This is a genomic window from Streptomyces sp. NPDC047081 (assembly GCF_040643775.1).
Lineage (GTDB): Bacteria > Actinomycetota > Actinomycetes > Streptomycetales > Streptomycetaceae > Streptomyces.
Window position 1 is genome coordinate 18,098 of record NZ_JBEYUY010000037.1, and the last position, 18,380, is coordinate 36,477.

The following is an 18,380-nucleotide window of genomic DNA, read 5'->3' on the forward strand; positions in this document are numbered from 1 at the left end:
GAACCGGGACGATGACGCACATGGAGGACCGGCACGGGCGGACACGGCGGCGCGCGGTGGCGGCATATGTGCTGCTGGGGCTGGCGTTGCTCCAAGTGGCCGTGGGTGTGGGGGCGTTGGCGGTGGCCGGGGTTCGGCCGGGGGACCTGATCCGCTACGACATGGTGATCGACCTGGCCGTCGGCTTCGCCTACCCGGTGTGCGGCACAGTGATCGCGCTGCACCGGCCCCGCAACCCCATAGGCTGGTTGCTGACCGCCTACGGTCTGGGACACGCCTTCACCGGGCTGTCGATCGGGCTGGCCGTCGCGGGACTTCAGGCCGGCTGGCCGCCGGGGATCCTGGGCACGCTCACCACTGTCGGACGGCACACGTGGATCGTCGGCACGACGGCGTTCGTGCTCGTGTTCCTCCTGTTCCCGGACGGACGGCTGCCCGACCGGCGCTGGCGCTGGGTGCTGGTCGGCCAGGTCCTCGCCCTGCCTCTCAGCCTGGCGGTCTGGGGGCGCGCCGACTGGGGTCTGTTCCGCGACACCGCGGCGCAGGCCTCCTACCTGCCGGTCCCGGCGGGCTGGCTGCCCGTGCTGCGAGACGTCCAGACCGCCGATTCCTGCCTCCTGCTGGTGGCGGTGTGCAGCGTGATGATCCTGCGCTACCGACGCGGCGGGGAGCAGGACCGGCGGCGGATGCTGTGGCTGATCGCCGGCATGATGCCGCTGGCACTGAGCCTCGTGCTGCAGATCTTCGGGTTCCCGCCGGTCTACACGTCGTACTGCACCCTTGCCATGCCCGTCGCCATCATGATCGCCGTCGTCCGCCACGAACTGCTCGACATCCGTGTCGTCGTCTCCCGCAGCCTGCTGTACGGCGCGCTCACCGTCGGCGTGGTCGCCGCCTACGTCGGCCTCGTCACGTTCCTCCAGTCGCTGCTCGACCCGCGCCCCGAACTCCTCGGCCCCGCCCTCATCACCGTCGTCCTCGCCCTGGCCTTCGAACCGGCCCGGCGGCTGCTCCAGCGCACGGTGGACCGGGCGTTGTACGGCGACCGGCACGACCCGGTGCGCGCGGTCTCGCGGATCGGCGAGCGGCTGGCCGGGACCGGTATCGGCGCGGTGCCGGAGGCGGTGGGCGAGGCGCTGCGGCTGCCGTACGTCCGCGTGGAGGCGAAGTCAGGCGCGGTGCAAGGGAGTTGGGGCGTCCTCGGCGACCTCCTGCACACCGTGCCGCTCGACTACGACGGCCGTACGGTCGGTGCACTCGTCGTCGGCCTGCGCCCCGGCGAGCAGCAGCCCGCGCCCGCCGATCTGGCCGTCCTGGAGCTGCTCGCCGTGCCTCTCGCCGCCGCGCTGCACGCCACGGATCTGTCCCGGCAGTTGCAGCTGTCGCGGGAGCGGATCGTGGCCGCGCGGGAGGAGGAGCGGCGGCGGATCCGGCGGGATCTGCACGACGGGCTGGGGCCGACGCTCGCCGGTGCGGCCTTCCAGACGGACGCGGCGCGCAATCTGCTGGCCTTCGACCAGGAGCGGGCGGCCGCGCTGCTGGCCGAGCTGCGGACGGAGATCGGCGGCGCGGTCGTCGAGGTGCGCCGGCTGGTGGACGGACTGCGGCCGCCGGACCTGGACCAGTTGGGGCTGCTCGGCGCGTTGCGGGAGCGGGCGGCCCTGCTGTCCTGGCGGGCCGACGGTGTACCGCTCCAGGTGCGTATCAGGGCGCCCGAACGGCTGCCGGCGCTGCCCGCGGCGGTGGAGGTGGCCGCGTACCGCATCGCGGTCGAGGCCCTCACCAACGCGGCCAGGCACGCCCGGGCATCGAAGGTGGACCTACGGATCGAGATAGGCGACGGCCTGCGTCTGGAGGTCTGCGACGACGGCCGGCCCACGGCCGAGGAGACCGAGTGGCAGCCGGGCGTCGGCATCACGTCGATGCAGGAACGCGCGGCGGAGCTCGGCGGCCGCTGCGTGGCGGGCCAGGGCCGGGTGACGGCGACGCTTCCGCTGGGAGGGACGGCATGACACGGACGAACGACGGCGGCGCCGGGCGGGAGGGTGCGATGGCAGAGGAGGGTGATGTGCTGCGGGTCGTGCTCGCCGATGATCACCCCGTTGTCCGTACCGGGCTCGCCGCGCTGCTGGAGTCCGTGCGGGAGGGGCGTCCGCGGGTGCGGGTGGTCGGGGCGGCTGCCAGTGGGCGGGAGGCCGTGCGGGCCGCCGTGACGCTGCGGCCGCACGTCGTGGTGATGGACATCCGCATGCCCGACCAGAACGGCATCGAGGCGACCCGGGAGATCGGCCGCGTCGCCCCGTCGGTCGCGGTGCTGATGCTCACCATGGTCGAGGAGGACGACTCGGTGTTCGCGGCCATGAGGGCCGGCGCCCGCGGCTATGTACTCAAGGGGGCCGGGCAGGAGGAGATCGTACGGGCCATCCGGGCCGTGGCCGCGGGCGAGGCGATCTTCGGCCCCGGCGTGGCCCGGCGGGTGCTCGGCCAGCTGGGGCGCCCCGCGCCGCCGCCCGACCCGTGCCCGACACTCACCCCGCGCGAGCGGGACGTACTGACGCTGATCGCCGAGGGGCACCCCAACTCCGCGGTCGCCGCCCGCCTGGGCCTGTCCCCGAAGACGGTCAGCAACCACATGTCGGCCGTCCTGGCCAAACTGGGCGTCGCCGACCGCGCCGAGGCGGCGGCCTGGGCCCGCGAGGCCGGCCTCGGCCCCGCGGCCCCCGAGTCCTAGGGCCGCAGCGCCCGCAGCAGGAGGTCCGCCAGATGGTCGGCGACCTCCTGCGCGCCCATGGGCCCGTCCGGCCGGTACCAGGTCGACAGGTGGTGGACGGAGCCGAAGTGGTAGTCCACCACCAGGTCGGCCGGGGTCGCCCTGGAGAAGACGCCCGCCTCCTGCCCCTCCTCCACCAGCGCCCGGAACTGCTCGTGGTAGCGCCGCCGCTCCGCCCGTACCTGTTTGTTCTTCTCCGGGCTCAGGTGGTGCATGGAGCGGAAGAAGATCATCGCGTCGTCGAGGTTCTCGATCGTCGTGACGACCACGTCCGCCGCGGCCGCCCGCAGCCGCTTCTCGATCGGCTCGTCGGCGTTCGCGAACGCGTCGAGCCGCTCCTGCTGGACCCGCAGCACGCGCGCGTACACCTCGTGCAGGAGGTCGTCCTTGGAGCCGAAGTAGTGGTACAGCGCCCCCTTGGTGACGCCGGCCGCCTCGACGATCTCCTGCACGGACGTGCGGTCGTAGCCCTGCTCCGCGAAGAGCCGGGTGGCGGCGGCCAGCAGCCGCTGCGGGACGGGCGTACCGTCACCGTCCGTCGTCCTGGGCACCCTGCCGCCACCTGCCTTCCGAGCGTTCTGCCGTGTTCCGGCGTGTTCTATTCGCTTGCTTGCCTGCGGGAACGCAGTTCCCGACGGAGGATCTTCCCACTCGCCGTCTTCGGCAAGTCGGGCAGGATCTCCACCTGCCGCGGGTATTTGTAGGCGGCCAGTCTCTCCTTGCAGTACACCGCGAGTTCATCGGGGTCCGTCTCGGCGCCCGGCCGCAGGCTGATGTACGCCTTCACGGTCTCCCCGCGGTACCCGTCCGGCACCCCGACGACGGCCGCCTCGCGCACCGCAGGGTGCGTGTACAGCACGTCCTCGACCTCGCGCGGCCACACCTTGAAGCCGGATGCGTTGATCATGTCCTTCTTGCGGTCGACGACGTACAGCCAGCCCTGCTCGTCCATGAACCCGATGTCGCCGGTGCGCAGCTCCCCGTCCGGGAAGGTCTCGGCGGTCGCCTCGGGGCGGCGCCAGTAGCCGGGCACGACCTGGGGGCCGCGCACGAGGATCTCGCCCTGCTCGCCGAACGGCACCTCCTGCCCCTGGTCGTCGACGATCCGTACGACCGTCTCGGGGCCGGGCACCCCCACCGCCAGCGTCCCGGACACCGGGTCCACGGGCGCTTCGAGCCCCGGCGGGACGGAGGCGCAGGGCGCGGAGCACTCGGTCAGCCCGTAACCGTTGCGGATGTACGGCCCGAAGCCCGCCCGGAACTTCTCCACCAGGGCCGGCGGCACGGGCGCGCCGCCGCTGGAGATGTTCACGAAGGAGGCGAAGTGGTCCGGGGCGGCGCCCGGGTGGGCGCCGAGCGCCATGAAGGCGGTCGAGGGACCGACGGTGTAGTGCGGCTTGTGCTCGGCGAACGCCTCCAGCACGACCCCCGCCTCGAAGCGGTACGTCAGCACCAGCGTGCCCGCGCTGTTGAGACAGGCCCCGAGCTGGCACACCATCCCGGTGATGTGGAACAGCGGCGCCAGCGCGTAGTAGACGGGCGCGTCCGGCAGCGCGAGCCCCGTCCGCTGCCGCTCGGCGTTGTACATGATGTTGCCGTGCGTGTTGGTGGCGCCCTTGGGCGTGCCGCTGGTGCCCGACGTGTAGCTGATCAGCGCGATGTCGGACGGAGTCGGCTCACGCTCCTCCGGCGCCTCGTACCCGGCGCGGGCCACGGTCGTCAGATCGGCCGCGTCCACGGCCTGCGGCAGCCGCTCGAAGCCGAGCACGCGCGCGTCCCCGCGGCTCTGGAAGTCCAGCTCGCACCCGGTCAGCACGATCCGCACCGGCGAGTCGGCGGCCGTGTCGCGCAGATACGACTCCCAGGCCCGGTCGGAGCAGATCAGCGCGGCGACCTCCCCGTCCCGCAGCACATGACCGACCTCCCCCGACTTGTACATGGGGTTGACCGGCACCACGATGGCGCCCGCCTTCCACGCGCCCAGCAGGGCGAGCACGAAGAGCGGCGAGTTCTGCAGCAGGATCGCCACCCGGTCCCCGCGCTCCAGCCCCCGCGAGGCCAGATGCCCGGCGACGGAGTCGCTCAGCTCGCCGACCTCGCGATAGCTGAGCCGCCCGTCGAAGTAGGCGAGAAAGACCCGCTCGGGGTCCTCCTCAACGGCCCGCCGCAGCGCGTGCACCAGCGAGTCGACCGGATGGATGTCGGCCCTCTGCGCCTCGTTGAGCAGCGCGACCCAGGGCTTGGCGGCATAACGGGATTCGGTCATCGCGCCTCCTCCCACTTCTGCTGCAGGTGGTTCATGTTGGTGAGCCAGTGATCAGGGTCGCCGGCCCTGGCCTGGTAGTACTGCGCGACCTCGGGATGCGGCAGGATCAGGAACCGGTCCTCCTCGATCCCCCGGAACAACGCGTCGGCCACGTCCGCCGGCTCGATCGCGGTGGGCCGCAGCACCAGATCCCCCGCACTCCCGGTGGCGGCCAGCATGTCGGTCCGCACCCCCTGCGGACAAATGGCGTGCACCTTGATCCCCCGATGCCGATACGTCAGGGACAGCCACTCGGCGAATGCATAGGCCCCATGCTTCGTGACGCTGTACGAGGGCGCCCCGATCATGGTCAGCAACCCCGCGGCGGAAACGGTGGACACGAACCGCCCGTTCCCCCGCTCCAGCCACCCCGGAAGCAGCTCATGAGCGGCCCTGACATGAGCCATGAGATTGACGTCCCAGGCGACGGCCCAGGACTTCTCGTCGAGCCCCTTCTCCACGTCCCCGTCGTCAAAGGCGACCCCGGCATTGGCGCAGTAGACGTCGACGACCCCACCGAGAGCGTCCCGGGCATCACCGACGACAGCGGAGGCGTCCCCGGCCACCGCGATCCCCCCGATCTCCTCGGCAACAGCCTTGGCCCGATCAGGATCGAGATCGTTCACGACGACCCGGGCCCCTTCGGCGGCAAACCGCCGCGCAAGGGCGGCCCCGATACCCCCTCCAGCCCCCGTGACAACCACACCAGCACCCTGAACGGCTTCCACCATCGGTCTCCTTCGACTGCGGCTCTGCTGCGACGCCAGACTAACCGGTCGGTATGTATCAGGAAAGGGCCGCCTGCAACGCCGTCAAGGGGCGCGGGGAACTGCGCGACAAGCCACAAACCACCCGCAGCTTCCACACAACCCGCGGGAGCAATACCTTGCCCCCCATGCGCCTATCCAGACGAGCCCTCCTCGCAGCGACAACGGCAGCAACAGCACTCACCGCACCCCCGGCCACGGCAGCCGACCGCCGAAAACCCCTCCACACCGGCTTCGAAAACCTCGCGGCAACGGCATACGTCAACCTCCGCGGCCAGCGCATCGGCATCGTCACCAACCCCACCGGCGTAACCCGCGACGTCCACCACATCGTCGACGTCATGCACAAAGACCCCCACGTGAACCTCACCGCGGTCTTCGGCCCAGAGCACGGCTTCCGCGGCACCGCCCAGGCCGGCGGCTCCGAAGGCCGCTACGACGACCCCGCCACCGGCCTCCCCGTCTACGACACGTACCTCAAGAGCGGCCAGCCCCTGGCGGACATCTTCACCACCTCCGGCGTCGACACCGTCGTGTTCGACATCCAGGACGTCGGCGCCCGTTTCTACACGTACATCTGGACGCTCTACGACTGCATGGAGGCGGCCCAGCTCTCAGGCAAACGCTTCGTCGTGCTGGACCGCCCGAACCCCGTGACCGGTCGCGCCGCCCAAGGCCCGGTCCTGCACAAGGAGTTCGCGACCTTCGTCGGCAGGCAGCCGATCTCCCAGGCGCACGGGATGACGGTCGCGGAGCTCGCCCGACTGTTCAACGGGGAGTTCCTCACCACCCCGGTCCCGCTGGAAACGGTCCTCATGACGGGCTGGAAGCGCTCGGAGTTCCACGACGCCTCCGCCCTCCCCTGGGTCCCGCCCAGCCCCAACATGCCGACTCCCGACACCGCGCTCGTGTACTCCGGCACCTGCATGTTCGAGGGCACGAACCTCTCCGAGGGCCGCGGCACCACCCGCCCCTTCGAACTCCTCGGCGCGGACGGCATCGACGGCCGCTGGGCGGCGGCCGCGAACGAACTCGCCCTGCCCGGCGTGCACTTCAGGGAGGCGTACTTCGCGCCGACGTTCTCCAAGTTCCAGGGCAAGACCGTCGGCGGCGTACAGATCCATGTGCACGACCGGACCGCGTACGACCCCGTCCGCACCGGAATCGCCCTCCTGGTGACCGCCAAGAAGGTGTGGAGCGGCTTCACTTGGCGCTCCGACAACTGGATCGACAAGCTCACCGGCTCCTCGCGGGTGCGGACGCAGATCGACGCGGGTGCGGGCGTCGACGAGGTCGTAGCCGGCTGGCAGGAGGAACTCGCGGGATTCCGGCGGATTCGAAAGGAATACCTCCTCTACAAGTGACTCGCACCGTATGGCCATCCTTGCCCGGCAGGAGGACGATGCGCGCACATCGCACCGCTACGGGGGACGAGGGGGCCAGTCATGGCGCAGCCGGCAATGAGCGTGACTCCTTACTGGGAGCTGACCTTCGACGCGGACGGGGACCCGGACGGGCAGGAGCGCGACCGGCTCCTCGCCGAGGTCCCCGCGAAGGGCGTCAAGGACCTGATCGTCTTCGCGCACGGCTGGAACAACGACCGTTCGGGCGCGACCGCCCTCTACCGGAAGTTCTTCGCCCCGATCCCGAAGCTCGCGCCGAAGGCGAAGATCGGATACGTGGGTGTCGTCTGGCCGTCGATGCGGTTCTGCGACGAGCCGATCCCCGACTTCCCCAAGTCCGTGGTGGCCATGGAGGCGGAGGCGGCCCCGGCCCCGGTGCTCGACAAGGACACCCGGCACGCACTGCTTGAGGCGTTCCCCGGGCGGGCCACCGTGGTCGACCAGATCGCACGGATGCTGGACCAGCGGCCGGACAACGAACTGGACGAGTTCGGGCGGCTGGTGCGGCTGCTGGTGGAGGTCGTACCGGGCGGACCGCAGCCGCTGTTCGCGGCGGACACCCTCGCGGAGGGCGTCCCGCAGAGCGAGCCGGTGCTGTTCTGCGGGGACGCGGCTGCACTGTGCGACGAGTTCGCGCAGGCACTGGCGTCCCTGCGGGCGGGCGGTGGCGCGGAGGGGTTCTCGTTGCCGAACCCCTGGGACGGGGCGAAGGAGTTGCTGCGGCAGGCGACGTACTACGCGATGAAGCGGCGCGCGGGGACCGTCGGCGAGCGTGGACTCGGCCGGGTGGTGGGGCAGTTGGCCGCGGCGGCCCCGGCGGTGCGGGTGCATCTGGTCGGGCACAGCTTCGGCGGGCGGCTGGTGTCGTTCGCTCTGCGCGGGCTGCCCGAGGGCGTGCACACGGTGAAGTCGGTGACGCTGCTCCAAGGGGCCTTCTCGCACTACGCGTTCGCGGCGCGGCTGCCTCAGGACGCCCGTACGGGAGGGGTGTTGCAGGGGCAGCAGAACCGGATCGACGGACCGCTCGTGTGCTGCTACTCCCACTTCGACCAGGCGCTGGGCACGCTGTACCCGCTGGCCTCGCGGATGGCGGGGGTGAACAACGCTGTCGCGGGCGGTGTCACCGGCTTCGACCTCGGGCGGACCCTCGGGCCCGAGTGGGGGGCGATGGGCCATGACGGGGTGCAGGCGGTGCCGGGCACCCGACAGCTTGATCTGGCGGGCGCGTTGGGCGGGCAGCTGCCCGCCTCGGGGTGCGTGAACATCGACGCGGCGGCCGTTGTCAACCGCGGCGGCCCGCCGACCGGGGCGCACAGCGACATCGTGCACGCGGAACTGGCGCGGGTCGTACTGACGGCGGGCCGCATCAGCTGACCCGCCGTCAGTGCTATGTCACATGCCACATGTCACCCATGACATGTCACCGGTGTGACGTGTACTCCACCACCTGCTGGAAGGTGGGCCGGTTCTGCCAGCTGATGTTGTAGTGCTTGATCCCGCCGAGCGTCCGCTGCACGATCGAGTCCGCGCACCACTGGTCCCCCGCCGAGCACAGCGAGTCCCCGGGGTAGACCGTCGACGCCGAGGTGCCGGCCGCCGTCTTCAGGGTGCTGATCAGGATGTCCCGGCAGGAGCTGAGGACCCCGCCGCCGCAGTACTTCTCGGCCAGCGGTCCCTGCACGGTCTCGCCGAGCACCGAGCGGATGTCCTTGTCGACGTAGCTCCACCAGCCGTACTGGAAGGAGCTGCCCGCGTGCGAGCCGGTGGGCCCGTGCGCGGCCGACGGGGACTCGTCGATCGGCAGGTTGTTGCCGAAGGCGGTGTACAGGTCGCTGCCGAGCCCGGGTTGGAACTCGGCCTTGACCAGCAGCGGCCACCAGGCGTCGAGGATGCGGATCGCGTCGGCGTTGGCGTACGTCTTCGAGCCGGCCGATGTCTCGGTGCGCTTGGCGCCCGCCGTCACCCACGCCTGGAGCTTGCTGACCGCGGCCGCGGCCGTGGAGTCGGTCACCGTACTGCTGTTGATCACCTTCAGCAGCTTCGGCAGCACGTCCTCGGCGCGCAGGTCTGCGAGTGCCGCGTCCGCCATCGCCTGCACCAGTTTGGTACGGGTCACCCCGCCGGCCGCGACCAGTTTCTTCACCCGGTCTTCCAGCAGGTTGCCGCGGTGCACGGACCCGTCGCCCCAGGGCGCGGTCGTGTAGTCGAGGGCCTGCTTGTTGTTCCAGGAGATGTAGTAGTCCTGGTCGATGGAGTTGGGGTGCGCCGAGGCGGCCGTGTAGTCGGCGGTGTTGGTGGTCGGATCCCAGTTCTTCCACTCGTACGCCGCCTGGCCCCAGACCGGGAACTCGGCGTCGACGCCGCTCGCGCGCACCGGGTTGTTGCCGCTGTTGTAGTAGGCGGTGTGCGAGGAGTCGGCGTAGAACCAGTTGAAGGTGTAGTTGATGTGCTGCACCGCGCTCTGGAAGGTCCCCGGGCTCTTCACGTAGTCGGGGTCGTTGAGCATCTGGAAGCCGATGATCGAGTCGGCCTCGTGCATGTAGGAGGAGCGCAGGGTGGTGTAGGCGACCTTCTTGCCGCCGACGGTCGCTCTGTATTCCACCGGCCCGTACTTGGTCTTCCAGACTCTCATCGTGTACGAGCCCGCGGCCGTACCGTCGGCCGTGGTCGGTGACCAGGAGTTCTTCTGCTCGACCTTGTCCATGGCGGTGCAGGTGCCGTGGTAGAGGTAGTGGTAGTCGTCCGTGCACAGCTCGACGGCGTACGTGTCGATGATGTCCTGGCCGGAGGTCGTCGCGGACCACGAGTAGTCCTGGCCGCGGCCGAGTTCGACGTACATGCTCAGGCCCGCGAAGGAGGCGCCGCGGGCGCTGATGCCCGGGCCCTGGATCTCCTGGAGCATGAGCAGCTGCGGGGCGAAGTAGCCGGTCTGCGGACCGAAGACGGCGATGGGATGGCCGCTCGCCGTGTACTTGCCGCTGACCACGAGGGCGTTGGACATGCCGCGCTTGGCGGAGCTGAGGGCGGTCGCGGTCGCCGTCGCGGAGGCGGCGGTCGCGCTCTGGCTCGCGCCGGTGCCGGTGGCGTCGTAGACCAGCGGCTCGGTCGTCACCGAACCGGCGTCGGGCAGCGCCTCGCCCTGCGGGTCGGAGGGCTTGGCGGCGTACGGGAAGCTCGTGCCGTCGTGGACGGTGAGGACGGCCTCGGGGTCGTTGCGCTCACGGAAGGACTCCCAGACCTTGGTGCCCTCCTCGACGCCGTACTTGGACTGGGCGGCGATGAGCGAGATCGCGTTGTTGACCTCGCCGCCACCGCCGGAGCCGAACAGCGAGCCGATCACGGAGGCCAGCGCCACCAGGTCGGTGATCTTGAAGTGGTCGATCGTGCCGGCGTTGGTGACGGAGTCCTTGTGGCCGGTGAGGACGTACTCGCCGGGAAAGTAGCGCCCGCTGTCGGAGGCGTCGATGTAGGAGTTGATGCCGTCGAGGTAGGCGTTGGCGTCGGCGAGGGCCTGCTGGCCGCGGGTGCCGTTGTTGGCGACGGCGTTGTCGATCTGCGCCTGGAGTTCGGCCTCGGTGTAGGGGGCGTTGCGGTAGAACTCCTGCTCAAGGCCCTGGTTGGAGGCGGCGCCGCCGGCGAAGGTGGTGAGCTGGCCGCGTCCCACATGGCGGAACACATCCATGAGCCACAGCCGGTCCTCAGCGGCGGCATACCCGGCCCCGAACTCTGTGCCGTATCTGGTGGTACCGGTGATGTGCGGGACGCCCGTCTTCTTGTCGCGGACGATCGTCACATCGGTGCGGTTCGCGGGCTTCTCAGTGGAGGCGACTTGATCGGAAGCGACCCCGAACGACGCGTCGTTGAAGAACGTGTTGATCGTCGCGTCGGTGAGTCCGGAGTACCCCTTGGCCAGGTTGGCGTAGGGGCCGAGCTGGTCCTCGGCGTGGTCGGGCTGGGTGCCGAAGGCCTGGTTGAGGAGGATCTGGGCCAGGGTCGCGTTGCCGTTCTCGCCGGGCGGCAGGATGTCGGAGCACTGGCCGCCGCAGTAGTCGTTCGAGGCCGCGGCCGCCGCCGGTGCCTGGGCAAGCGGGGACAAAAGAGCAGCAATCAGGGCGCATATCGATGCGCCCTTCAGGAACCCGGTGAGCCTGCCGGGAGTTCTCAGTCTGTCAAGGGTGGTACGCGAGGTACGTCGTGGCATGGCAGCTCCAACCGACGGGGTAGGCCGGGACGTTACCGGCGGTATCCCCGGGTTTGAAGATGAACATGCGTCAAGTTTTGGTACTCGGTGCGACGGCTTATGGGGGTCATCGGAAATCGGATGGAGCCGAATCGCTTGTCGATACGTCTATTCGGCGACGTCCGTACGACGACGCCGAAGTGACCGAAGTACAGGTGCAGGTGTGACGGAGGTGCAGGGCGATGGCCGGTTTCCGGAGTCTGGCGAGACAGGTCCGCGATCCGCGGTGCGATCTGGCACTGCGGCGGTACTCACTGCGCAAGTGCCTGGAGCGGTTCGCTCCTTACGGGCACAGGGCGACCTGGGACCACTTGAGTTCCCGGGCAGGTTTCGGTCCCGAGGACCGGGCTCCCGACCCGGCGCGGCTCGTGGCCGCACTGGAGGAGCTGGAGGAGGCGCGTTCGGTGTGGCTGGCCTACGAGGTCGACTTCGCCGCGCGGCGCCGGAAGGAAAAGCACGACGGACTGCGCAGGCCGGGCACTGTGGACGACTGGCACCGGCTGACCTGGGGCGGTTTCGGTGTCGCCTGGTGCGACGACCCGCGGGTGCACCCCCGTGAACCGCTGGCCGAGGTGCTGCGCCGGCTGATCTCCGCGTTGGAGCGCGAACCGGGCTCGGGGTGCCCGGTGTGCGGCGGGGAGCGGCTGAGCTGGAAGTACGACCTGGACCACGAACCCTCGGCGGGTCCGGTCTGCAGTCACTGCGGAATTCTCGTACCACGGCCCGTGCTCAAGCCCGAGGCCCTGGCGGACGCAAGGCGCGGAAGGCTGTTGGTGTCGGCCTAGCACGGCGGGGGTGCGCCGGGGATGCCGCACCCCCTCATTGATCGGCGGGGCCGTTGTCGGTGGTGGCTGGCAGGCTTGGGACATGGTGCAGGTGTGTCTCAACGGACCGCGGGGATCCGCCGACGGCGCGATGGTTCCGCTGACTCCCGAAGCGATGGCCGAGTCCGCGGCGCGTGCCGTCGCGGCCGGGGCCACGGACGTGCACGTCCATCCCAAGAGCCCCTGCGGGGACGACTCCCTGTCGCCCAAGGTGCTCGCGCCGACGCTGGCGGCGATCCGGGCGCGGGTGCCGGTGCCGGTCGGCGTGACGACGGGCGCCTGGGCGGAGCCCGATCCGGCGGACCGCCTTGCGCGGATACGGAGCTGGGCAGGCCTGTCCGCCCTCCCCGACCACGCCTCGGTCAACTGGCATGAGCCGGGCGCCGAGGAGATCGCCGCCACGCTGCTGGAGCTGGGCATCGGCGTCGAGGCCGGCATCTGGTCCGGCACGGACGGCGCGTCCCGCTTCACGGCCTCACCGCTCGGCCCGCGCGTGCTGCGGGTGCTGGCCGAGGTGACGGACACCTCGCCCGACACGGCGGAGCAGACCGCCCGAGCCCTCCTGACCGACCTCGGCCCGGCACACGGCCGCCCGATCCTCCTGCACGGCGAGGACGGCGGCGCCTGGCCGGTGCTGCGGCTGGCCGGGCGGCTGGGCCTGGCGACCCGCATCGGCCTGGAGGACACCCTGCTCCTGCCGGACGGGCAACGGGCCCTGTCCAACGCTCAGTTGGTGGCCGAGGGGTTGCTCCAGTACGGATGAGTCCAGCGCTCGCCCTCGGGAAGGGTCTGCACCTCGCAGCGCAGGGCGAGGTCGTCCTCGCCCGCCGCGCGAAGGCGCTCGGCACCCGGACCGGCCAGCCAGGCGCGCAGGTCCGCGATGCCCGTGTCCTCGCTGTCGTCGGACCACCAGGAGAACGGGGAGGCGTCGGACAGCAGGTCGTACAGCCAGACGTCGGCGAGATGGACGAGGTGCGCGTCGGCGGCCGGCCCGCCGGTCCACCCCTCCAGGAACGGGGTCACGCTCCGCGCGATCGTCACGCAGGTCTCGAAGATGTCCTCGATGGGGTACGGCGGCTCGGGCGTGGTCAGCGCGTCCTGCCACCAGGCGTACAGGAAGGCCTCGATCGCGGCGACCTGCGCGGCCGGCCAGGAGCGCCAGTCCGCCCGGGTCAGCCCGTGGGCCCCGTACGCGATCGACCCGAGGGAGCCGTCGGCCATCGCCCGTGCGCCCTGCGGCAGCAGGCGGCGCATCACGGCCGCGTGGTCGTCGGTGGGGGTCCCCCCGCTCGAGCGAAGCCGAGAGTGGGGGAGGTCGGGCACCTCGTAGAGGTAGTAGCGCACGACGTCCACCGGTATCCGCACGTACGGCGTGCGCAGATACGCGGTCTCCTCGGGCGCGTGGCAGTGGCCGCAGCCGGTCTCGTCGGGGCTGGCGAAGCCGTTGAAGACGGTGTCGATGTCCGCGAGGGCGGCGTCAAGGGCGATGGAGGACAAGGGAGTTGATCCTGTCGGGACTCCGTGCGCGGCCTGGCGGCCCGCCGAAGATCTCGACGCTACCAGCCGCTAATCCGCTCGCTCCACCCCTTTCCGGTCCGGACAGTTGGGAGGCGATGAAACCGAACTGAGCGACCCAGGAACCGAGGTGTCCCATGTCGACGCTGCGCGTCACCGCCGAAGTGCTGACCGTCCACGAGCATCCGAACGCCGACGCCCTCGAACTGGCCCAGGTGGGTCTGTACCGGGCCGTCGTCGCCAAGGGCGCGTTCCGCACCGGCGACACCGCCGTCTACATCCCCGAGCAGTCCGTGCTGCCGGCCGGGCTGATCGAGGAGCTGGGGCTGACCGGGCGGCTCGCGGGGAGCGAGGCGAACCGGGTGAAGGCGGTGCGGCTGCGCGGTGAGCTGTCGCAGGGGATCGTGTGCCGGCCGAAGGCGCTGGCCGACGTCGACCTCGCGCGGGCGGCGCTGGACGGGACGGACTTCGCGGAGCGGCTGGGCATCACCAAGTGGGTGCCGCCGATCCCGCCCACCATGTCCGGGGAGGTGGAGTCCGCGCCCGATCTGCTGCCCTGGGTGGACATCGAGAACATCCAGCGGTTTCCGGACATCTTCGAACCGGGCGAGGCTGTGGTCCTGACGGAGAAGCTGCACGGCTCGGCGTGCCTGCTGACGTATGTCGCGGACGAGGGCAGGGTGTACGTCTCCTCGAAGGGCTTCGGCGCCAAGTCCCTGGCCCTGAAGGAGGATCCGCGCAATCTGTACTGGCGCGCGGTGCACGGGCACCAGGTCACCGAGGTCGCGGCGCGACTGGCCGGGCGACTGGGGGCGCGGCGGGTCGGGATCTTCGGCGAGGTGTACGGGGCCGGGGTGCAGGACCTGACGTACGGCGCGGACGGGCGGCGGGAGAGCCTCGGGTACGCCGTGTTCGACGTCTCCGCGGAGATCGACGGCACGGTGCGCTGGCTGGATCCGGCCGAACTGCTCGACGGGCAGCTGCCGTTGGTGCCCCGGCTGCACGAGGGGTCGTACGACATCGAGCGGGTGCTGGAGGTCGCGAGCGGGCGCGAGACGGTGTCGGGGCGGGGTCTGCATCTGCGGGAGGGCGTGGTGATCCGGCCCGCCGTGGAGCGCTACAGCCCGGTGACCGGGGGCCGCGCGATCGCGAAGGCGGTCAGCCCGGCGTATCTGACCCGCAAGGGCGGCACGGAGTACGAGTGACGGCGGGCCCAAAGGGGCGCGGGGCCGTGTTGCACGTGCGGCTACCGCCGCGCGGGCGCGACCAGCCACGACGGCGACGCGGACGACCGACGACCCGTCCCCGCACTTCCAGCGGAGCGCTCAGCACTGCCGCCGCGCCCCGCGGCCCTCCCGTCGCTCCACCATCAGCCGGGAGCCCGTCATCCGGTCGCCGAAGACGTCGTCCGGGTTGGACAGCACGCAGGTGTCCAGGGACAGACAGCCGCAGCCGATGCAGTCCGTGAGGTGGTCGCGGAGGCGGTTCAACTGCTTGATGCGCTCGTCCAGTTCGGAGCGCCAGGCCTCCGAGAGGCGGGCCCAGTCCTCGCGGGTGGGGGTGCGCTCCTCGGGGAGTTCGGAGAGGGCGTCGCGGATCGTCGCGAGGGGGATGCCGACGCGCTGGGCGGCGCGGACGAAGGCCACCCGGCGCAGCGTGTCGCGCTGGTAGCGGCGCTGGTTGCCCGCGGTGCGGCGGCTGCTGATCAGCCCCTTGGACTCGTAGAAGTGCAGGGCGGAGACGGCGGCGCCGCTCCGCGCGGCGAGCTGGCCGACCGTGAGCTCGTGGATCTTCTCTGGAATCTGAGGCACCCCTCGAACCCTACCCATGGCTCCGTTGACACAGGCCCCGAGGCCTACCATGCTAAGCAGTCGCTTAGCATTTGGGACGAGGAGGCGGGACATGGCAGAGCCGAGGGTCTTCACGGGCGCGGACGAGCTGAAGGCTGCGGTGGGCGAGCAGCTGGGGCACACCGACTGGCTGGAGGTCGACCAGAAGCGGATCGACCTCTTCGCCGAAGCCACCGGCGACCACCAGTGGATCCACGTCGATCCGGAGAAGGCCGCCGCCGGGCCGTTCGGGACGACCATCGCGCACGGCTATCTGACCCTGTCGCTGCTGCCGCTGTTCGGCCCGCAGCTGATCAAGGTCGAGGGCGTGAAGATGGGTGTCAACTACGGCACCAACAAGGTGCGTTTCCCCTCCCCCGTGCCGGTCGGCTCGCGGCTGCGGGCCACCGCGGTGATCACCGGGGTCGACGACGTGGCGGGCGGCGTCCAGGTGACCGTCGCCTTCACCGTCGAGCGCGAGGGCGGCGACAAGCCGGTGTGCGTCGCCGAGTCCGTCTCGCGCTACTACCTCTGAGCGGTGGCGGTCACTTGGCCGCTCCCACCATCCGCAGCACGAGGTCGGCGTAGAGCGCGCCGACCTCGTCGGGCGTCCAGGGGCCCTCGATGTTGAACCACCGGGCCACGTCGATGCAGAGCGAGAGCACCGCGAGCGTCGTCCCCTTGACGTCCAGGACGTCGAACTCGCCGGCCGCGATGCCGTCCTCGATGATCCCGCGCACCTCGGCGTCGCACTGGCGGCGCAGCGCGAGGATCTCGGCGCGGGCGTCGGGCCCGAGCGAGTCCAGCTCGTACTGCACGACCCTGGCGGTGGTACGGCCGCCCGCGTGCCACCGCACGAAGGAGCTGACCGCGTCGGCGAGCCGCTCGGCCGGGGTGCCCTCGCGGCGGGCCGCGGTGCGCAGGATGTCCACCGCCTTCTCGTGGCCGATGCGGCTGATGCGGTGGAGGAGCTCTTCCTTCGTCTTGTAGTGGATGTAGAGCGCGGCCGGGCTCATGCCGGCGCGGCCCGCGATGTCACGGGTCGTCGTGGCGTGGTAGCCGCGCTCGGCGAAGGCCTCCACGGCGGCCATCAGCAATCGCCGGGCCGCGTCGGGCGTCACCTCGCCCCACGGCGCCACTTCGCCGCCGGCCGTCTCCTCCGCCGTACTCATCGCTCGTTCGCCCCTCTCACCGACAGGGACACAACCATACAGCCGAAGGTGAGCAACCGCTTAGCGTGGCCGCTCAGAGCTTTTCGGAGGGACCCTCAGAGCTTCTCGAAGGGGTGGAAGGCGCGCTCGGTGGCCTCCTGCCGGTCGCGGATCACCTTGGCGAGGGTGAAGGCGGAGGTGACGAGGTACAGGACGGCGATGGCGAGGAAGGCCCGTACCCACGCGTCGGCGTTCAGTTTGAAGATGCCGATGGCGGTCGCGGCCATGGCGACGGCGAAGGAGGCGACGGCCTGGCCGTAGAAGGCGGCCGTGTTCTGCTGCTTGCCCGGTGTGTCACTCATGGCAACAAGGGTCGGCGGACGTGGCCCGCGCCACATCCGCCGAGGTACTCAGTCGTCGTACTCAGAAGGCCGAAATCCCCGTCAGCGCACGCCCGATGAGCAGCTTCTGGATCTGGCTGGTGCCCTCGTAGAGGGTCATCACGCGGGCGTCGCGCAGCAGCTTGCCCGCCGGGTACTCGTCGATGTAGCCGTAGCCGCCGAAGACCTGGAGGGCGTTGTTGGCGGCCCGGACGGCGGCCTCGGAGGCGAAGAGCTTGGCCTTGGAGGACTCGACGGCGAAGGGCTGCCCCCGGTCGATCAGATCGGCGACCCGCCAGGTCAGCAGCCGGGCCGCGTCCACGTCGACGGCGATGTCACTGATCAACTCCTGGACCAGCTGGTGCCCGGCGATCGGCGTGCCGAACTGCTCGCGCTCACCGGCGTACCGGACGGCCGCGTCGAGCGCGGCCTGGGCTATGCCGACGCAGCCCGCCGCGACCGACATCCGCCCCTTCGCGAGGGCCGACATGGCGACGGAGAAGCCCTTGCCCTCCTCCCCCAGCATCGCCGAAGCGGGCACGCGTACGTCCTCCAGGACCAGCTCGGCGGTGGCCTGGCCGCGCAGGCCGAGCTTGCCGTGGATGGTGCGGCGGGTCAGGCCGGGCGTGTCGGTCGGCACGAGGAAGGCGGAGACGCCCTTGTGGCCGGGGGCGTCGGTGGAGCGGGCGAAGAGCAGCACGACATCGGCCCAAGTACCGTTCGTGATGAACATCTTGGTGCCGTTGACGACGTACTCGTCGCCGTCGCGCACCGCGCGCGTGGTGAGGTTTCCGGCGTCGGAGCCGGTGCCGGGCTCGGTGAGGCCGAAGCAGCCGACGTACTCGCCCGAGGTCAGCCCGGGCAGCCAGCGCCGCTTCTGCTCCTCGCTCCCCCACGCGGCGATCGTCTTGGCGACCAGCCCGAGCGAGACGGACACGATCCCGCGCACGGACGAGTCGCCGCGCCCGAGCTCCTCCGTGACCAGGCAGTACGCGAGGTGGTCGCCGCCCGAGCCGCCGTACTCCTCGTCGACGGTCAGGCCGAGGAAGCCGACCTCGCCGAGCTTCTTCACGATCGAGCGGTCGACCTCCTCCGCCCGGTCCCACGTGATGACATGCGGGGCGATCTCCCGGTCCACGAAGTCCCTGGCGAGCCGCCGGACGGCTTCCTGCTCGTCGCTGAGCTCCAGATTCATG

Annotated in this window: 17 protein-coding genes; 8 read left to right on the plus strand and 9 right to left on the minus strand. The window is 70.8% G+C overall.

What is annotated here, in order from left to right; all coding sequences use genetic code 11:
• Positions 1 to 20: 20 nt before the first annotated feature.
• Both ABZ848_RS43000 and ABZ848_RS43005 read left to right on the plus strand, forming a co-directional pair.
• On the plus strand, positions 21 to 2,012 hold the full coding sequence (locus ABZ848_RS43000; protein ID WP_360840933.1) for a histidine kinase: 1,992 nt from the start codon (positions 21 to 23) through the stop codon (positions 2,010 to 2,012).
• Between the two features lie 38 nt (positions 2,013 to 2,050).
• On the plus strand, positions 2,051 to 2,731 hold the full coding sequence (locus tag ABZ848_RS43005; RefSeq protein ID WP_360841031.1) for a response regulator transcription factor: 681 nt from the start codon (positions 2,051 to 2,053) through the stop codon (positions 2,729 to 2,731).
• Here ABZ848_RS43005 and ABZ848_RS43010 read toward each other — a convergent pair.
• Genes ABZ848_RS43010 through ABZ848_RS43020 form a run of 3 tightly spaced genes read right to left on the minus strand, consistent with a single transcriptional unit; the run spans position 2,728 to position 5,806 of the window.
• A complete protein-coding gene (locus ABZ848_RS43010; protein ID WP_242770171.1) occupies positions 2,728 to 3,321 on the minus strand; it encodes a TetR/AcrR family transcriptional regulator in 594 nt (197 codons plus the stop codon). The two genes, ABZ848_RS43005 and ABZ848_RS43010, sit on opposite strands and share 4 nt — an antisense overlap.
• A 47-nt stretch (positions 3,322 to 3,368) precedes the next feature.
• Complete coding sequence (locus ABZ848_RS43015) at positions 3,369 to 5,036, minus strand: AMP-binding protein (protein WP_360840935.1); 1,668 nt, start codon at positions 5,034 to 5,036, stop codon at positions 3,369 to 3,371.
• Positions 5,033 to 5,806, minus strand: a complete 774-nt coding sequence (locus ABZ848_RS43020) for an SDR family oxidoreductase (RefSeq protein ID WP_360840936.1) — start codon at positions 5,804 to 5,806, stop codon at positions 5,033 to 5,035. Before ABZ848_RS43020 ends, ABZ848_RS43015 begins: the two co-directional genes overlap by 4 nt.
• 164 nt (positions 5,807 to 5,970) lie before the next feature.
• On the opposite strand from ABZ848_RS43020, the gene ABZ848_RS43025 reads away from it, so the two are divergent.
• Together ABZ848_RS43025 and ABZ848_RS43030 are read left to right on the plus strand one after the other, a co-directional pair.
• Positions 5,971 to 7,206, plus strand: a complete 1,236-nt coding sequence (locus ABZ848_RS43025) for a DUF1343 domain-containing protein (protein ID WP_360840937.1) — start codon at positions 5,971 to 5,973, stop codon at positions 7,204 to 7,206.
• Positions 7,207 to 7,287: 81 nt separating this feature from the next.
• Positions 7,288 to 8,619: a serine-threonine protein kinase gene (locus ABZ848_RS43030; protein ID WP_360840939.1), complete on the plus strand. Its 1,332-nt coding sequence runs from the start codon at positions 7,288 to 7,290 to the stop codon at positions 8,617 to 8,619.
• A 46-nt stretch (positions 8,620 to 8,665) separates the two neighbouring features.
• Here the strand turns inward: ABZ848_RS43030 and ABZ848_RS43035 are convergent, their stop codons facing one another.
• A complete protein-coding gene (locus tag ABZ848_RS43035) occupies positions 8,666 to 11,446 on the minus strand; it encodes a penicillin acylase family protein (protein WP_360840940.1) in 2,781 nt (926 codons plus the stop codon).
• A gap of 221 nt (positions 11,447 to 11,667) precedes the next feature.
• Between ABZ848_RS43035 and ABZ848_RS43040 the strand changes: the two genes are divergently transcribed.
• Together ABZ848_RS43040 and ABZ848_RS43045 are read left to right on the plus strand one after the other, a co-directional pair.
• Entirely contained in the window at positions 11,668 to 12,270 is a 603-nt protein-coding gene (locus ABZ848_RS43040; RefSeq protein ID WP_360840942.1) for a hypothetical protein, read from the plus strand.
• Positions 12,271 to 12,352: 82 nt separating this feature from the next.
• Complete coding sequence (locus ABZ848_RS43045; RefSeq protein ID WP_360840944.1) at positions 12,353 to 13,072, plus strand: 3-keto-5-aminohexanoate cleavage protein; 720 nt, start codon at positions 12,353 to 12,355, stop codon at positions 13,070 to 13,072.
• Here ABZ848_RS43045 and ABZ848_RS43050 read toward each other — a convergent pair.
• Positions 13,036 to 13,806, minus strand: coding sequence for a hypothetical protein (locus tag ABZ848_RS43050; RefSeq protein ID WP_360840946.1), 771 nt, complete (start codon positions 13,804 to 13,806; stop codon positions 13,036 to 13,038). The genes ABZ848_RS43045 and ABZ848_RS43050 overlap by 37 nt on opposite strands.
• 155 nt (positions 13,807 to 13,961) lie before the next feature.
• Between ABZ848_RS43050 and ABZ848_RS43055 the strand changes: the two genes are divergently transcribed.
• Positions 13,962 to 15,029 (plus strand): RNA ligase (ATP), encoded by a 1,068-nt coding sequence (locus ABZ848_RS43055; RefSeq protein WP_360840947.1) that lies wholly within the window; start codon positions 13,962 to 13,964, stop codon positions 15,027 to 15,029.
• A gap of 120 nt (positions 15,030 to 15,149) precedes the next feature.
• On the opposite strand, the gene soxR is transcribed toward ABZ848_RS43055, so the two are convergent.
• On the minus strand, positions 15,150 to 15,635 hold the full coding sequence (gene soxR / locus ABZ848_RS43060) for a redox-sensitive transcriptional activator SoxR (protein ID WP_360840948.1): 486 nt from the start codon (positions 15,633 to 15,635) through the stop codon (positions 15,150 to 15,152).
• Between the two features lie 91 nt (positions 15,636 to 15,726).
• Here soxR and ABZ848_RS43065 point away from each other — a divergent pair, with 91 nt between their 5' ends.
• On the plus strand, positions 15,727 to 16,188 hold the full coding sequence (locus ABZ848_RS43065) for a MaoC family dehydratase (protein ID WP_360840950.1): 462 nt from the start codon (positions 15,727 to 15,729) through the stop codon (positions 16,186 to 16,188).
• A 10-nt stretch (positions 16,189 to 16,198) separates the two neighbouring features.
• Here the strand turns inward: ABZ848_RS43065 and ABZ848_RS43070 are convergent, their stop codons facing one another.
• From ABZ848_RS43070 to ABZ848_RS43080, 3 genes are all read right to left on the minus strand, one after another.
• Entirely contained in the window at positions 16,199 to 16,825 is a 627-nt protein-coding gene (locus ABZ848_RS43070) for a TetR/AcrR family transcriptional regulator (RefSeq protein WP_360840952.1), read from the minus strand.
• Positions 16,826 to 16,920: 95 nt separating this feature from the next.
• Positions 16,921 to 17,166 (minus strand): YiaA/YiaB family inner membrane protein, encoded by a 246-nt coding sequence (locus ABZ848_RS43075; protein WP_360840954.1) that lies wholly within the window; start codon positions 17,164 to 17,166, stop codon positions 16,921 to 16,923.
• 61 nt (positions 17,167 to 17,227) lie between these two features.
• A complete protein-coding gene (locus tag ABZ848_RS43080; RefSeq protein ID WP_360840956.1) occupies positions 17,228 to 18,379 on the minus strand; it encodes an acyl-CoA dehydrogenase family protein in 1,152 nt (383 codons plus the stop codon).
• Between the last annotated feature and the right edge of the window lies 1 nt (position 18,380).

Bases quoted from the DNA above. Each gene is read 5' to 3' on its own strand.
- ABZ848_RS43000 (WP_360840933.1), top strand. From the start codon at position 21: ATGGAGGACCGGCACGGGCGGACACGGCGGCGCGCGGTGGCGGCATAT.
- ABZ848_RS43005 (WP_360841031.1), top strand. From the start codon at position 2,051: ATGGCAGAGGAGGGTGATGTGCTGCGGGTCGTGCTCGCCGATGATCAC.
- ABZ848_RS43015 (WP_360840935.1), bottom strand. From the start codon at position 5,036: ATGACCGAATCCCGTTATGCCGCCAAGCCCTGGGTCGCGCTGCTCAAC.
- ABZ848_RS43020 (WP_360840936.1), bottom strand. From the start codon at position 5,806: ATGGTGGAAGCCGTTCAGGGTGCTGGTGTGGTTGTCACGGGGGCTGGA.
- ABZ848_RS43025 (WP_360840937.1), top strand. From the start codon at position 5,971: ATGCGCCTATCCAGACGAGCCCTCCTCGCAGCGACAACGGCAGCAACA.
- ABZ848_RS43030 (WP_360840939.1), top strand. From the start codon at position 7,288: ATGGCGCAGCCGGCAATGAGCGTGACTCCTTACTGGGAGCTGACCTTC.
- ABZ848_RS43035 (WP_360840940.1), bottom strand. From the start codon at position 11,446: ATGCCACGACGTACCTCGCGTACCACCCTTGACAGACTGAGAACTCCC.
- ABZ848_RS43040 (WP_360840942.1), top strand. From the start codon at position 11,668: ATGGCCGGTTTCCGGAGTCTGGCGAGACAGGTCCGCGATCCGCGGTGC.
- ABZ848_RS43045 (WP_360840944.1), top strand. From the start codon at position 12,353: ATGGTGCAGGTGTGTCTCAACGGACCGCGGGGATCCGCCGACGGCGCG.
- ABZ848_RS43055 (WP_360840947.1), top strand. From the start codon at position 13,962: ATGTCGACGCTGCGCGTCACCGCCGAAGTGCTGACCGTCCACGAGCAT.
- ABZ848_RS43065 (WP_360840950.1), top strand. From the start codon at position 15,727: ATGGCAGAGCCGAGGGTCTTCACGGGCGCGGACGAGCTGAAGGCTGCG.
- ABZ848_RS43070 (WP_360840952.1), bottom strand. From the start codon at position 16,825: ATGAGTACGGCGGAGGAGACGGCCGGCGGCGAAGTGGCGCCGTGGGGC.
- ABZ848_RS43075 (WP_360840954.1), bottom strand. From the start codon at position 17,166: ATGAGTGACACACCGGGCAAGCAGCAGAACACGGCCGCCTTCTACGGC.
- ABZ848_RS43080 (WP_360840956.1), bottom strand. From the start codon at position 18,379: ATGAATCTGGAGCTCAGCGACGAGCAGGAAGCCGTCCGGCGGCTCGCC.